Origin of the sequence: Bradyrhizobium lablabi, assembly GCF_018131005.1 — a bacterium.
Lineage (GTDB): Bacteria > Pseudomonadota > Alphaproteobacteria > Rhizobiales > Xanthobacteraceae > Bradyrhizobium > Bradyrhizobium lablabi_D.
In genome coordinates, this window is sequence record NZ_JAFCJK010000003.1 from 445,218 (window position 1) to 459,305 (window position 14,088).

At 63.4% G+C, this 14,088-nt stretch carries 14 protein-coding genes; all 14 read right to left on the reverse strand.

Features of this window, described 5'->3' with window-relative positions:
• Positions 1-567 (reverse strand): c-type cytochrome, encoded by a 567-nt coding sequence (locus JQ553_RS12005; protein WP_212500136.1) that lies wholly within the window; start codon positions 565-567, stop codon positions 1-3.
• A 70-nt stretch (positions 568-637) separates the two neighbouring features.
• Positions 638-2,350, reverse strand: a complete 1,713-nt coding sequence (locus JQ553_RS12010) for a PQQ-binding-like beta-propeller repeat protein (protein ID WP_212500137.1) — start codon at positions 2,348-2,350, stop codon at positions 638-640.
• Between the two features lie 559 nt (positions 2,351-2,909).
• Positions 2,910-3,854 carry a carbohydrate kinase gene (locus JQ553_RS12015; protein WP_212500138.1) on the reverse strand — a complete coding sequence of 315 codons (945 nt, stop codon included), beginning with the start codon at positions 3,852-3,854 and terminating at the stop codon, positions 2,910-2,912.
• Between the two features lie 12 nt (positions 3,855-3,866).
• Entirely contained in the window at positions 3,867-5,522 is a 1,656-nt protein-coding gene (locus tag JQ553_RS12020) for an FGGY-family carbohydrate kinase (protein ID WP_212500139.1), read from the reverse strand.
• Between the two features lie 116 nt (positions 5,523-5,638).
• On the reverse strand, positions 5,639-6,412 hold the full coding sequence (locus JQ553_RS12025; protein ID WP_212500140.1) for an SDR family NAD(P)-dependent oxidoreductase: 774 nt from the start codon (positions 6,410-6,412) through the stop codon (positions 5,639-5,641).
• An 87-nt stretch (positions 6,413-6,499) separates the two neighbouring features.
• Positions 6,500-7,504 (reverse strand): ABC transporter ATP-binding protein, encoded by a 1,005-nt coding sequence (locus JQ553_RS12030; protein ID WP_212500141.1) that lies wholly within the window; start codon positions 7,502-7,504, stop codon positions 6,500-6,502.
• A gap of 16 nt (positions 7,505-7,520) precedes the next feature.
• Positions 7,521-8,351 (reverse strand): carbohydrate ABC transporter permease, encoded by an 831-nt coding sequence (locus JQ553_RS12035; RefSeq protein WP_212500142.1) that lies wholly within the window; start codon positions 8,349-8,351, stop codon positions 7,521-7,523.
• Between the two features lie 4 nt (positions 8,352-8,355).
• On the reverse strand, positions 8,356-9,228 hold the full coding sequence (locus tag JQ553_RS12040; protein WP_212500143.1) for a carbohydrate ABC transporter permease: 873 nt from the start codon (positions 9,226-9,228) through the stop codon (positions 8,356-8,358).
• Positions 9,229-9,328: 100 nt separating this feature from the next.
• Positions 9,329-10,642 (reverse strand): sugar ABC transporter substrate-binding protein, encoded by a 1,314-nt coding sequence (locus tag JQ553_RS12045; protein WP_212500144.1) that lies wholly within the window; start codon positions 10,640-10,642, stop codon positions 9,329-9,331.
• A 183-nt stretch (positions 10,643-10,825) separates the two neighbouring features.
• The gene (locus JQ553_RS12050; protein ID WP_212500145.1) at positions 10,826-11,779 is read right to left on the reverse strand and encodes a sugar-binding transcriptional regulator; all 954 of its coding nucleotides are present in this window, start codon (positions 11,777-11,779) and stop codon (positions 10,826-10,828) included.
• A gap of 9 nt (positions 11,780-11,788) precedes the next feature.
• Positions 11,789-12,454 carry an HAD family hydrolase gene (locus JQ553_RS12055; protein WP_212500146.1) on the reverse strand — a complete coding sequence of 222 codons (666 nt, stop codon included), beginning with the start codon at positions 12,452-12,454 and terminating at the stop codon, positions 11,789-11,791.
• A gap of 58 nt (positions 12,455-12,512) precedes the next feature.
• Positions 12,513-12,737 carry a hypothetical protein gene (locus tag JQ553_RS12060; RefSeq protein ID WP_212500147.1) on the reverse strand — a complete coding sequence of 75 codons (225 nt, stop codon included), beginning with the start codon at positions 12,735-12,737 and terminating at the stop codon, positions 12,513-12,515.
• Positions 12,738-12,763: 26 nt separating this feature from the next.
• A complete protein-coding gene (locus JQ553_RS12065; protein ID WP_212500376.1) occupies positions 12,764-13,048 on the reverse strand; it encodes a chaperone modulator CbpM in 285 nt (94 codons plus the stop codon).
• Between the two features lie 2 nt (positions 13,049-13,050).
• A complete protein-coding gene (locus JQ553_RS12070) occupies positions 13,051-13,956 on the reverse strand; it encodes a DnaJ C-terminal domain-containing protein (protein WP_212500148.1) in 906 nt (301 codons plus the stop codon).
• Positions 13,957-14,088: the final 132 nt, after the last annotated feature.

A 14,088-nucleotide genomic window follows, 5' to 3' on the forward strand; every position in this document is an offset into this window, starting at 1 on the left:
TCAAAGCCCCGCCAGATAGTCGACCAGCGCCGCAAGGTCGTCGGGCGACGTCGCCAGCATCAGGTCGGACATTCCGGGGTTGTTGGCGCGGGCGCGCGTGCGGAAATCGGCGATGGTCTTGGCGAGATAGTCGCGCCCCATGCCGGCGAGGCGCGGCACCGTGCCGTCCCCCTGGAAGCGGTCGAGATGACAGGCCGGACAGCCGACCGAGCGGCTGGCGTTGATGGCCTTCTCCGCCACTTCCTTGGATGCGCGCGGCTGCCCGAGATCGGGCCACGGCTTCTGCGAGAAGTACTCGGCAATCGCCAGCATGTCGTCGCGCTCGAACGTCGAAGCGATCGGCTGCATGATCTCGCTTTTGCGGTCGCCGCGCTTGAAGTCGCGAAGCTGGATGTAGAGATAGCCTGCCTGCTGGCCCCAGATGGTCGGAATCGTCTTGTCGACCGGCTTGCCGTTCTCGCCATGGCAGCCGGCGCACACCTGGGCCTTCTCCGCGATCGTTTCCGCACGCGCCCCGCCTGCGAACAAGAGCACCAAGGCACCGCTAATCGCCAGTTTAGCGAACATCAATCCATCCAACGGAAACAGAAGCGGGACCGACCGGGTCCCGCTTCGCCACAAATGATTGCCGCTCGGCTCAGTCGAGCGTGAAAGCGATGATGTTGTTGCCGCGCTTGTAATCGAGCTGGGTGTTACCGCCCGCCCCGACCACGATGTACTGCTTGCCGCCGATCATATAGCTCGACGGTGGCGCGTTGACGCCGGCGCCCGCGCGGAAGCTCCACAATTCCTTGCCGTTCGAGGAATTGTAGGCCGCGAACTTGCCGTTGCCTTCACCGGTGAACACCAGGCCGCCGGCGGTGGCGAGAATGCCGCCAATCATCGGCTCGGGCGTCTTGACCTGCCATTTGATCTTGCCGGTGTTGTAGTTCACCGCCGTGATGTTACCCGACTGCTGCTCGCTCGGGATCACCTTGAAAGCGCCGCCCAGCCACAGCTTGCCGTTCGGATAGGGCGAGTTCTCGACGTGATAGGTCATCGGCTGGTGCAGGTTGATGGCGTAGGCCAGCTCCTGCCCCGGGTCGGTCGCAATCGGCGACCATTCGACGCCGCCATTGGCGCCCGGCAGCATGCGCGCGCCTTCCTTGGTCGGCAAGACCCACATGTTCTCCTGCGGCACCATCGCTTCCGAGAAGCGGATCATGCTGCAGTCCTTGCGATCGTGCACATAGATGTGCCCGGTCTTGCCGGCGTGGATGACCCCGGGAATGGTCTTGCCGTCCTTCCCCTTGACGTTGACCAGCACCGTCGGGCTGACCGCGTCGAGGTCCCACACGTCATGGGCGATGTACTGAAAGTGGCAGACATACTTGCCGGTCTCGAGATCGAGCGAGACCAGCGAGTTGGTGTAGAGGTTGTCGCCGGGCCGGTTCGATCCGTCGAGGTCGGGCGACGGATTGCCGACGACGAAGTAGATCCGGTTGGTCGCAAGATCGACCGAAGGGTTCTGCCACACGCCGCCGCCGAGCTTGGCGTAGGGATCGCCAATCTTGGCCAGCGTATCCTTTTCTGCCTGGATGTTGCGATGCATGTCGCGGCCGGTGGCATCCTTGGTCGCCCAGACGCCGACGGAATTCTCCGGAATGGTGTTGAAATTCCAGAGCTGCTTGCCGGTCTTGGCATCATAGGCTCGCACGAAGCCGCGGATGCCGTATTCGCCGCCATTGGTGCCGATCAGCACCTTGTCCTTGATCACCGTCGGCGCCATCGTCTCGCTGTAGCCGAGTTCGGGATCGGCGATGTTGGTGGTCCAGACCACTTCGCCGGTCTTGGCATTCAACGCCATCAGCTTGGAATCGAGGGTCGCCAGGTAGACGCGATCATTGAGGACCTGAATGCCGCGATTGTTGGGACCGCAGCAATAGACGGTGATCGGCCCCATCTTGTGCGCGTAGTGCCAGAGCTGCTGGCCGGTTTTGGCATCGAGTGCATAGACATGGCTGAACGAGGTCGTGACAAACATCACGCCGTCGACGACGATCGGCGATGTCTCGAGCGATTCCTTGACGTCGGTCTGGAAGATCCAGGCCACGTGCAGGTTCTTCACATTGTCGCGGCTGATCTGCTTGCCTGGATAGAAGCGCGTCTGCGCATAATTGCCGTTCGTCAGCAGAAAATCCTTGGCATTCTTGTCCGCCGCGTTGAGCTGCTCCTGCGTGACCGGAGGAACGTTGGCGTTCCCCACCACCGATTTCTGCTCCTGCTTGACTTCCTGTCCAATGGCGACGCCGGACAGCAAGCCAACACCGATCATTGCGGCAAACGCCGCACGCCCTTTCATGATACTCATCATTCCCCCCGCTAATTCTTGGTTGCGATATGACGGATGGTATTTGCCAATTCCCCTTCAAAACCTGATCGCCCGCAGACGGCGACGCCCGCTGGTCGGTTCGTTGCACTGCAATAGCTCGCCGGAAAACGACGACAGGCATCGATGGACGAGTTCCACCATAGCGCCGTCCTGCACAAAGACAACTGATCCGCGCTATGCGAAATGCGATCCGCGCGTGCACATGCCGTCGGCGGCGCGGCTGATGGAGGCCGGTCCCATCAGATCATGATGCGATCAGGTCGAATCGCATCATGATCTAATCTCTTTATTTGAGCATGATCTTGCTCGGAAAACCGCCACGCACTTTTCCGGATCATGCTTTCGCGCCGATAGATGCCTCACCCACGGCCATCGTCGCATGGTGAGCGGGAATCGCCTTCGCGGCGCAGCATACAAAATGAGACTGCGCGTCAAGCAAGGCGGTGGCACAAACACCCTCGTGGAGACGATCTCCGCGCAAACGCTACGCGTTTATCGCGAAGGAAAACCGCTACACACTTTTCCGGATCATGCCGAGTCAAGCGGGCCAATCATCGGCCGGAAGCTCGCCGCTGCGCGGCGGATCGGCGCCCGCCCGCGTGCAGGTGAAAGCGGCACATTTGCAGGCGAATGACAGCGCGCGCCTGAGCTCGGCCGCGGTGATGTCGCCCAGCCCCCGCCTGCCGATGCGATCCAGCCGATGCAAGGCCGCGAGCAGCGCAGCCTGAAAACTGTCACCGGCGCCGATCGTGTCGACCACCTTCACGAGGGGAGCCTCGGCCTCGATCATCCCCGCCTGACCGTGCCAGGCGCACGCACCGAGATTCCCGCGCGTCACCACGACCAGAGACGAACCTTCCGAAAGCAGCGCCCCGGCCCTCTCCCCATAGGCCTCGTCGCCGAACAGATAGGCGAAATCGACGTCCGACATTTTCACGATGTCGGCCTGGCGGCAGAATGCCATCATGCGTGCGCGGTAGGCGTCCTTGTCCGTGACCAAGTTTGGCCGGCAGTTCGGGTCGAACGCAATGGTGGCCGTCCGCCCGGCGTCCGCGACCAGGGCCAAGGTCTCGGCCGCGCCCTTCTCGTTGACGAGCGTCGTCGAGCCGACGTGGAGACAAGCGACGTCATCGAGCGCAATCGCCTCGCTTCGATAAACCCAGTTTCGCGACGCAGTGTCGGCGTCGTAGAAGGCGTATTCGGTCTCGGTACCGGTTACACGCGCGAAAGCGAGCGTCGCCTGGCGATCGCTTCGTGTCGCGTAGCTGAGATCGACGCCCGAGTTCGAGGCGTGGTCGGCGATCATTCTGCCGAACGTATCGTTCGCGATGCCGCCGACGAAGCCCGCGGGCACATCGAGCCGCGCGATCCCGACCGCGATGTTGAGGCAGGAGCCGCCGACCGCGGGCGTCAGGGCCTCGCGCCCGTCAGCCGTCTTCGACGGGAGGAAATCGATCAGCGCATCTCCGCAAACGAGCAGCATCCAGCAAACGTCCTACATCGATGGCGCTTCGCCCGGCGCCCGCTTCATGACCTCGCGGCTGCCGCGATCGAGATCGCGGAGCATGGCATGCACGCTGCGCTTCCGGCGGTGGAAGTCAGCCATTTCGGGCCTGGTCGGTTCGCTGAGGCGCCCGAGCGCGGACATGCCGGCCATCGCCCCGTTGATCGAACTATGCGCGCCGCTTGCGACTGCGCCGAGCATCGCAGCTCCGAGCAGCACCGACTCCTGCGTCTGCGGCAGCGCCACGGTGTAGCCGGTGGTGTCAGCCATGATCTGGCGGACCAGCGGGCTGCGGCTCGCGCCACCGCCGATCACGATGGTCTTGCCCTCGACGCCATGGGCCTGAAAAGCGTCGATGACGTCGGCGAGGCCATAGGCGAGCCCGCACAGCCCGGCCACGAACAGCCGCTCCATCGCGCCGATGTCGGTGTCGAGATCGAGGCCGGCGATTACCGCGCGCGACCCGGGATCGGCATAGGGCGAACGGTTGCCGAGGAATTCCGGCAGCACGTGCACATTGCGCGCGAGCAGCGCCGCGGCGCCGGCTGTTCCCGCGCGCGCCAGGATGCGTTTCTCGAGAAAATCGATGATGTCGAGGCCGTTGCCCTTCGCAGCGGCCTGCACCTCGGCGTGCGCCGGATGCGAGCGCAGCAGATGATCGATCGCAGCACCCGCTGCGGATTGCCCGCCCTCGTTCAGCCAGAAGCCCGGCACCATGCCCGAAAAATACGGGCCCCAGACGCCGGGAACGAAACAGGGATCGACGGTCGTCGCCATGATGCAGGCCGACGTTCCCATGATGTAGGCGAGCCGCTTGCAGACATCGACATCGGCGCCAGAGCCGTCGCGGCCGCCGATCGCGCCTACACCGCCGGCATGGGCATCGATCAGCGAGGCGCCGACCGCGGTCCCCGGTGTGAGGCCGAGATCGAGCGCTGCGGCTTCCGACAGTCCCCGGCCAAGCGGCGACCCCGGGGGCACGATCTCGGTGCCGATGCGCGCATAACGCTCGGTCACGAAATCATCGAGGCCGACCCGCTTGAAGAAGCGCTCGCTCCAGCCGCCCTCGCCTGCCACGTAGGTCCATTTGCAGGTGACGGTGCAGGTCGACCGCGCCAGCGATCCGGTGGCGCGGAACGAGAGATAGTCGGCGAGGTCGAAGAAATGCCCGGCCGCGTCGAAGCTTGCGCGTAGATGCCGCTTCAGCCAAAGCAGCTTCGGGATTTCCATTTCGGGCGAGATGAGGCCGCCGACATAGCGCAGCACGCCGTCGCCGGTCTCGTTGACGAACTGCGCCTCCTCGATCGCGCGATGGTCCATCCACACCACCACATTGCGCGCATGATCGCCCGACATACTGACGGTGAGCGGCTGCCCAGCCTTGTCGAGCACCACGAGCGAGCAGGTCGCATCGAAACCGATGCCCTTGACCTGCTCCGCTGCGATTGCCGCCTCGCGCACCGCGCCGCGGACAGATGCGACGCTCGCGGCCCAGATGTCCTCGGAGGACTGCTCGACGATGTCGCCGGTTTCATGCCAGACGCGGATCGGGTGGCGGGCCGCTCCCAGCAATTTTCCGGCCTCGTCAAACACGCCAGCCCGGGCGCTCGTGCTGCCGACGTCCACGCCGATATAGGCTTGCCGCATTGCCGCTCCGTCAGAGCGTGATGACTTTTCTTCGAACAGTCACCGCGCTCTCTCGTTTTGCGTGTTCATGATCCCAAAGCGGTTTCCACTTTTCCGGATCATGCTCCGGCGCAAGCTTACCAGCAAGTGTAGCCGCCATCGACCAGGACGATGCTCCCGGTCATCAGGCTCGCGGCCTCGGAGGCCAGGAACAGAACCACGGATGCGATCTCGTCGACCTGCCCCATGCGTGCCATCGGAGTTCCACCGATCCAGGCGTCATACATCCTGGGGCTGTTCTTCACGAAGGCGTTGAGCGGCGTCTCGATATAGGTCGGCGCCACCGCATTGACGCGGACGCCGCGCGTCGCCCATTCGGCGGCGAGCGATTTGGTCAGATGGTGCACTGCGGCCTTGGACGCATTGTAGAAGCACTGCTCCTGCGGCTTGTTGACGATGAAGCCTGACATCGAGCCGACATTGACGATGGTGCCCGACTTCGCCTTGAGCATGTGATTGCCGAAGGCGCGGCAGCACCAGAACGTGCCGTTCAGATTGACGTCGATGACGTTCAGCCAATGCTCGTCGGTCACGGTCTCGGCCGGCGTCTCGCTGCGCGCGATGCCGGCATTGTTGACGAGGATGTCGACCTTTCCATATTTGCCGGCCAACTCGTCGGCGACCTCGGAGACGCGCTTGGAATCGGTGACGTCCATCAGCGCGATATCGGTGTCGAACCCCTTGGCCTTCAGCGCCGCCTTCGCATCATTGGCCGCCTTCGCGTCGCGATCGCCGATGATGACCTTGGCGCCCGCCTCCGCCAGCGCTTCGCTACATGCAAGACCAATGCCTTGGCCGGCGCCGGTGATGATGGCGGTCTTGCCGTCCAACCTGAATTTCTCGAGATACATTCTCTTCTTCCTTTTGCTTTGGCCCTGTCGAGTGCGGGCGGGCGCATCGCCCCGGCCCGGGCGAGATCGATGGAGACGCCATCCGCGCTAGGCGCGGATCGAGTTTCCGCTGTCGTCGAAACGATGGATCCGCGACGGCTCGGGCGTCAGCGACACCTGGTCGCCGGGGCTCAGGCCGAGCTCGCCGACATAGCGCGCCGTCAGCGTCCCGAGCGGTCCGGTATCGACATAGAGGAAGGTGTCGCTGCCGAGATGCTCGGCAACTGCGACCGTGCCCTGCCATCCCTGTCCATCGCGCTCGACCTTGAGGTGCTCCGGCCTCACGCCGATGGTCGCGGCACCGTGCTCCTTCGCCTGCTCGCCGGTGACGAAGTTCATCTTTGGCGAGCCGATAAAGCCTGCAACGAACAGGTTCGCCGGCCTCTCATAGAGTTCCAGCGGCGAGCCGTACTGCTCGATCTTGCCGCCGTTCAGCACGACGATCTTGTCGGCCATCGTCATCGCCTCGACCTGGTCGTGGGTGACGTAGATCGCTGTGGTGCCGAGTTGCTTTTGCAGCCGCGTCACTTCGAGCCGCATCTGCACCCGCAGCGCCGCGTCGAGGTTCGAGAGGGGTTCATCGAACAGGAACGCCTTGGGCTCGCGCACGATGGCCCGCCCGATCGCCACGCGTTGCCGCTGGCCGCCGGACAGTTCGCGCGGCTTGCGGTCGAGATAGGGCGTCAGATTGAGGGTTGCTGCGGCCCTCTCGACCTTGCGGTTGATCTCGTCCTTCGGCAGGCCGGCCATCTTGAGACCGAAGGCGATGTTGCCGCGCACGCTCATATGCGGATAGAGCGCGTAGGATTGAAACACCATCGACAGGCCGCGCTTGGCCGGCGGCACATCCACGACGTTGCGCCCGTCGATCAGGATGGCCCCGCCGGTGACGTCCTCGAGCCCCGCAATCAGGCGCAAGAGCGTGGTCTTGCCGCACCCGGACGGTCCGACGAAGACGACGAAGGAGCCGTCGGCGATATCGAGGTCGGCGCCCTTGATGATGTGGACCGGCCCGAACGACTTTTCTACACCCTGCAGCGTAATCTGACCCATGCCGAAAGCCTTTCTGCTACTTGACCGCGCCGAAGGTCAGGCCGCGGACGAGCTGCCGCTGACTGAACCAGCCGAGCACGAGGATGGGCGCGATCGCGAGCGTCGACGCCGCCGACAATTTTGCCCAGAACAATCCCTCCGGGCTCGAATAGGATGCGATGAACACGGTGAGCGGCGCAGCCTCCAGCGTCGACAAATTGAGTGTCCAGAACGCCTCGTTCCAGGCCAGAATCAGATTGAGCAGCAGGGTCGACGCGAGTCCCGGCACGGCCATCGGCGTCAGCACATAGACCAGCTCGCGTCCGATCGTGGCGCCGTCCATCCGCGCAGCCTCGAGGATGTCCTTCGGGATCTCCTTAAAATAGGTGAACAGCATCCAGATCACGATCGGCAGATTACCGAGGCACAGGATGAAGATCAGCCCGGCGCGGGTGTCGAGCAGGCCGAAATTCCGGTAGATCAGATAGATCGGCACCAGCACGCCGACCGGCGGCATCATTTTGGTCGAGAGCATCCAGAGCAGGGTGTCCTTGGTGCGCCTGGTCGGCGAAAACGCCATTGACCACGCCGCCGGGATCGCGATGAGCATGGCAATCAGGGTCGATCCGCCAGCGATAATGATCGAGTTGACCGCGTGGTGGACATAGTCACTGCGCTCCTGGACGGTGATGTAGTTCTCCAAGGTCCAGTGGAAGAACAAGAACGACGGCGGGATCGCGAAGGCCTCGAGCTCGGTCTTGAAACTCGCCAGCACCATCCAGAGGATCGGGAAGAAGATCAGGAAGCCGGCCAGCCAGGCCGCGACCGTCGAGATCACCTTGCGCTGCGTCGTCACCATCCGAGCCATGGCATCACGCCTCCAGATTCCGGCCGACGATGCGGACGAGGAAGAACGCGACGATATTGGCGATCACGACCGCGACCAGGCCCCCCGCCGACGCACTCCCGACATCGTACTGGATCAAAGCCTGCGAATAGATCAGGAAGGCGATGTTGGTAGTCTGCAGCCCCGGACCGCCGCCGGTGGTGACGAAGATTTCCGCGAACACGGTGAGCAGGAAAATGGTCTCGATCAGGATCACCACCGTGATCGGGCGCGCCAGATGCGGCAGCGTTATGTAGATGAAGGTCGAGATCGCACTTGCGCCGTCCATCTCGGCCGCCTCCTTCTGCTCCTCGTCGAGCGACTGCAGCGCGGTGAGCAGGATCAACGTCGCGAACGGCAGCCACTGCCAGGCAATGATGAGTATCACCGACAGCAATGGGACATCGTTGAACCAGTCGATCGGCGTAAGGCCAAGCAACTTGGCAAGCCAGGCGAACAATCCCGAGACTGGGTGCATCAGAAGGTTCTTCCACACCAGCGCGCTCACCGTCGGCATCACGAAGAACGGCGCGATGACCATCAACCGGACGATGCTGAGCCCGACCACCTGCTGATCGAGCAGCAGCGCAAGCGGCACGCCCACCACGATCGTGATGGCGAGCACCGACCCGACCAGCACAAGCGTGTTCTGCAACGAGGCGAGGAAGGCCGGATCGGTCAGGAAGTAGCGGAAATTCTCCAGTCCGACGAATTGTTCGGAGCCTGGATCGAGCAGATTGTAGTGCAGCGTCGAGAAATAGACCGTGAGCGCAAGCGGCACGATCATCCAGATGAAGAGCAACGCAACCGCGGGGGTGAGCAATGTTCGCGCGAGCAGTTGGGTCTGCTGGGTCGCCATCCCCGCCTCCTTTCAATGAAAGGGCGACCATCCTCGTCGCGGCGCGGGATGGTCGCGAGCGTCCGGCCGGGAGGGGTGAGCCGGACGCGTGGAACCAAGCTTACTTGATGTAGCCCGCGCGCTTCATCTCGCGCTCGGTCGAGGATTGAGCGGCCGCGAGTGCGGCGTCGACGGAGGTTGAGCCGGAGAGCGCAGCCGAGAACTGCTGGCCTACCTGGGTGCCGATGCCCTGGAATTCGGGGATCGCCGCGTATTGCACGCCGACATAAGGCACCTGCTTGACGGTCGGCTTGTTCGGATCGGCCGCATCGATCGACTGCAATGTCAGCATCGCGAAGGGCGCGACCTTCAGATAATCCGGATTCTGGTACAGCGAGGTCCGCGTGCCCGGAGGCACATTGGCCCAACCTTCCTTGGACGCCACGAGTTTCGTGTAGTCCTTGCTGGTCGCCCAGGCGATGAACTTCTCGGCCGCCTCGACCTTCTTTGAGCCGGCGGGGATCGCCAGATTCCACGCCCACAGCCAATTGGCATTCTTGCCAAGGCCGGTGTTCGGCGCGAGCGCGAAGCCGACCTGGTCCGCGACCCTGGAATCCTTCGGGTTGGTCACAAAGGACGCGGCCACGGTGGCGTCGATCCACATCGCGCACTTGCCGGCGTTGAACAGCGCGAGGTTCTCATTGAAGCCGTTGGAGCTTGCGCCGGGAGGACCGGCCTGCTTCATGAGGTCGACATAGGTCGAGAGCGTCTTTTTCCATTCCGGAGAGTTGAATTGCGGCTCCCACTTCTCGTCGAACCAGCGCGCACCGTAAGAATTGGCCATCGCGGTCAGGAACGCCATGTTCTCGCCCCAGCCGGCCTTGCCGCGCAGGCATATGCCGTAAACGCCTGCTGATTTGTCGGTCAACTTCTTCGCCGCATCGATTACGAAGTCCCAGGTCGGCTTTTCCGGCATCTTCAGCCCGGCCTTCTCGAACAGATCGGTGCGATACATCACCATCGAACTCTCGCCGTAGAATGGAGCGGCGTAGAGCTTGCCGTCGACCGAGACTGCGTCACGGATTCTCGGCAAGAGATCGTTGACGTCGTAGTCGGCGCCGAGCTTGTCGAGCGGGACCAGCCAATTCTTCTTGGCCCAGATCGGCACCTCATAGGTGCCGATGGTGAGCACGTCGAACTGACCGCCCTTGGTGGCAATATCGGTCGTCACACGCTGGCGCAGCACGTTCTCCTCGAGCGTCACCCACTTGACGGTGATGTCCGGATTCTTGGCGGTGAATTCGTTGGTGAGCCCCTGCATGCGGATCATGTCGCCATTGTTGACAGTCGCAACGGTCAGGGTGGTCTGGGCGATGGAGGGAGCGGAGATCAAAAGAGCAGCCGCACCCGCAACGGCGCAAAGGACGTTTTTCAAGGTAACCTCCCATGGTCACGCTGAGCATATGCCCACGTGTTGAGCGTATGTTCAACCTGCCGCTGATTTTTGTCAAGCGCGCGGACGCGCCGGCACGCGCGAATTCCCAGGCTTCGACACCCCCGGAATGGAATTCTTGCAAGCGCGAGGAACTCGGCCAAGGCAGGATAAGGTTGTGCTGGCCTAGCGCTCGAGCACCGCGCGGGCGGTTGCCTCGTCGGTGATCAAGCCATTGACCACGCGCCCGGCGAGCGCGGCCTTGATCGCCGGCACCTTGGCCGAGCCGATGGCTGCGGCAATCGTGGTTCCCTCCGCCGGAATCTGCGGCGGAATACTGGTCAGCCGCTTGTTGGTGCCGCCCTTGATCAGCCGTCCCCTGGCATCAAAGGCCCAGCCCGTCACCTCGCCGATCGCGCCGAGCCGCATCATCTCCAACAGCTCCTCGCGGGTCACAAAGCCGTCGACATGCACCTGCGCCTTCTGGTCCATCTGGCCGATGCCGATCAGCCTGAGATCGGCCTTGGCCGCGACCGCCTTCACCTTCGCGATCGGCTCAATGCGGACCATGCGATTGCGCTCGTCCTCGCTCGACATCAGGAACGGCAGCGGCATCGGGTAATGGCGCGCACCGGTGCGGTCGGCGAGCCGTCCGACGGTATCGTAGAAGCTCGCCGAACCGTCGGCGGAGATGTTGCCGACCAGCGAGACGATCTGGTGAAAAGGACGCTCGATCGGCGAGACCCGCTCGACAGCGGCCCGCACGGCGCGGCCGGTGCCGAGCGCCACGATCACCGGCGTCTCCGACCGCAGTGTCGTCTCCAGGATGTTGGCGCTGCGCTCGGCGATGCCGGCGGTCGACAGGGGCGCCGACGGGTCGGTCGGCACGACCTCGCAATGGACCAGATCGAAGTGGCTCTTCAGCCTGGACGCCAATTCCATGCAGGCTGCGATCGGATGCTCCAGACGGAAGGTGATCAGCCGCTCCGCGAGGCAGAGCGACACCAGCCGCTGCGCCGAGGCGCGCGAGACTTGCAGCATCCTGGCGATCTCGTCCTGGGTGTGGCCCGCGATGAAATAGAGCCAGCCGGCGCGCGCCGCATCATCGAGACGGGATTTTTCGCTGTCTTGCGTCGCCATGTCCGTGTGTCAACCTTCCGTCCAGAAATCGATCATCCTGTCGAAGATCCGATCCGCGCCGGCTTCCCGGAGCAGGCCGTCGCCGTTTCGCGATCGATAGTGGGAGCCGCCGACAAATCCCCACACCCTCATGCCTGCCGCCTTTGCGGCCATCACGCCGCTGACGCTGTCCTCGATCACCAGCGTCCGGCGCGGCTGCGCTCCCATCGCGCTCGCCGCATGCAGGAACAGGTCCGGCGCCGGCTTGCCACGCTTGACCATCTGGGATGTGTAGACGCTTGGACCAAAATGATTGGCGAGTCCCGTCAACTCCAGCGAAAAGGTGACCCGGTCCAGGTCGCTCGATGATGCGACGCAGCGGGGCAGAGCCAGATCCGCCAGCAACGCCCCGACACCGATGATCGGCTTCAGTTCGGAGCGAAAGGTCTTCCGCACCTGCTGCGCCAGATCGGTCAGGAAATTCGCGGGCACCGGTCGGCCCAGGGTATCGCAATACTCGACCACGGCCGCCGTGCTGCGGCCAAGGAAGAGTTTCAGCGCCTCCTCGGTGCTCAGCGCGACGCCAACCCCGTTGAGCGCCTCGGACAGGCACCGGCAGCTCAGCACTTCGCTGTCGACGAGCACGCCGTCGCAGTCGAAGATCACGAGGTCGGTCTCGGGGAGGCTGGCTTCCATTCAGGCATGAGATCATATGCTCAGGCTATGAGCAATAGATCAGCACCCCCGCGCCGCGTCAGGTCCCGAGGAATCCAGGCGCCAGGTCTTCCTGGACGATGATTTGCGCCGCCTCCGGTGTCAGCTCGCTGCCGACGAGGTCCAGCCCCCTGGCGGCATCGAACAGCAGCGCGCGGACGTCGTCCGGCGTGAGCACGCCCTTGGCGACAAGCTTGCGGACCAAAGCCCGCAGAATCAGAACCTCGATCTCGCCATGCGCAAGCGGCGCTGCCTTCTCGGTCATGATCGTCTCCCCGGTCGTTCGGTCCGTCATTCGCGGGTTGGCGCGGCGACCTGAATCTCCTTGTGCAGTTGCGCGAACGCATGGCGCAGCCCATGGAGCTGATCGATGAGATGGAGAATGACGTCGACTCCCTCGTCGTTGACTCCGAGACCGCCCTTCAAGTCCTGGATCAGGTGAGCGCGCGCAACGTCCTTGTCGGAGAAATTGGTTTCCGTGGCCGTCTGCTCCGGGATGAGCCACTGCTGCTCGATCCAAAATTCCAGCGTCTGCACTTCGAGGCCGGCGCTCGCCAGGAACTCCTGCTTGGTCATGGTCATGATGTGCCATCCTCGCGCGGGTTGAACGCCTTGCCCTTATCCCACTTTGAAACGAATTCCTCGAGTTCGGGATCCGGCCCCTTGGGCAAAACCACCTTCAATTTGACGAACTGATCGCCATGACCTCCGCCGGGGTGCGGCCCGCCCTTGCCCTTGAGGCGCATGATCGTACCGGTGTTCGATCCCTTCGGGACCGTCATCGTTACGGCGCCAGTGGGCGTCGGAACGCGAACGCGTCCGCCGAGCACTGCTTCGGACAACGAGATCGGCAATTCCAGCGAGATGTCATCGCCCTCGCGCGTGAAACGAGGATCAGGTCGGACCTCGACCTCGATCAGCGCATCGCCGGGGCCGCCGCTGCCGGTGCCGGGCGCTCCCTTGCCGCGCAGTCGAAGGATCTGCCCGTCCACCAGGCCGGGCGGAATCGTCACGTCGAGCGTACCTCCGTCAGGCAGCGTCAACCGCTTGTTTGCGCCCGCGATCGACTCGGCGAATTCGATCGGCAGGCTGTAATGCAGATCGCGGCCGCGCCGGTTCGCGCGCGCCCTCTCGCTGCGCCTCAAGAACTCGGCCAGCGCCTCGTCGGAATCGATGAAATCCGCGTATCCGGAGCTGTCCGTGTAAGGATTGCCGCCATCCGATGTCGCATACTCCCGGTAGAAATGTTGCGGCGGCCGCTCCGCACCAGCGGCGTCGATCTCTCCGGCATCGAAGCGCTTGCGCTTCTCGGCGTCACCCAGAAGGTCGTAGGCCGCGGCGACCTCCTTGAATTTTTCTTCGGCCGCCTTGTCACCGGGATTAAGGTCCGGATGCAATTTCTTGGCGAGCTTTCGGTAGGCCTTCTGGATGTCGGCTGAAGAAGCCGCAGGCACAACGCCGAGGACTTCGTACGGATTTCTCACGATCGACCCCGCAAGAACGTCAGTTTGTCCAATGTCATGTGGACGCAAAAGCGGAATATTTGCAACACCATTCGCCACGCCCGGTATTGCCGGTCGGCGAATGCGTGACGGACGCGCGAGCCAGGCCTTTGG

Excerpts from the sequence above, each read along its gene's own strand:
- JQ553_RS12065 (WP_212500376.1), bottom strand. The coding sequence starts at position 13,048 with ATGACCAAGCAGGAGTTCCTGGCGAGCGCCGGCCTCGAAGTGCAGACG.
- JQ553_RS12010 (WP_212500137.1), bottom strand. The coding sequence starts at position 2,350 with ATGAGTATCATGAAAGGGCGTGCGGCGTTTGCCGCAATGATCGGTGTT.
- JQ553_RS12050 (WP_212500145.1), bottom strand. The coding sequence starts at position 11,779 with ATGGCGACGCAAGACAGCGAAAAATCCCGTCTCGATGATGCGGCGCGC.
- JQ553_RS12040 (WP_212500143.1), bottom strand. The coding sequence starts at position 9,228 with ATGGCGACCCAGCAGACCCAACTGCTCGCGCGAACATTGCTCACCCCC.
- JQ553_RS12025 (WP_212500140.1), bottom strand. The coding sequence starts at position 6,412 with ATGTATCTCGAGAAATTCAGGTTGGACGGCAAGACCGCCATCATCACC.
- JQ553_RS12060 (WP_212500147.1), bottom strand. The coding sequence starts at position 12,737 with ATGACCGAGAAGGCAGCGCCGCTTGCGCATGGCGAGATCGAGGTTCTG.
- JQ553_RS12055 (WP_212500146.1), bottom strand. The coding sequence starts at position 12,454 with ATGGAAGCCAGCCTCCCCGAGACCGACCTCGTGATCTTCGACTGCGAC.
- JQ553_RS12015 (WP_212500138.1), bottom strand. The coding sequence starts at position 3,854 with ATGCTGCTCGTTTGCGGAGATGCGCTGATCGATTTCCTCCCGTCGAAG.
- JQ553_RS12005 (WP_212500136.1), bottom strand. The coding sequence starts at position 567 with ATGTTCGCTAAACTGGCGATTAGCGGTGCCTTGGTGCTCTTGTTCGCA.
- JQ553_RS12035 (WP_212500142.1), bottom strand. The coding sequence starts at position 8,351 with ATGGCTCGGATGGTGACGACGCAGCGCAAGGTGATCTCGACGGTCGCG.
- JQ553_RS12030 (WP_212500141.1), bottom strand. The coding sequence starts at position 7,504 with ATGGGTCAGATTACGCTGCAGGGTGTAGAAAAGTCGTTCGGGCCGGTC.
- JQ553_RS12020 (WP_212500139.1), bottom strand. The coding sequence starts at position 5,522 with ATGCGGCAAGCCTATATCGGCGTGGACGTCGGCAGCACGAGCGCCCGG.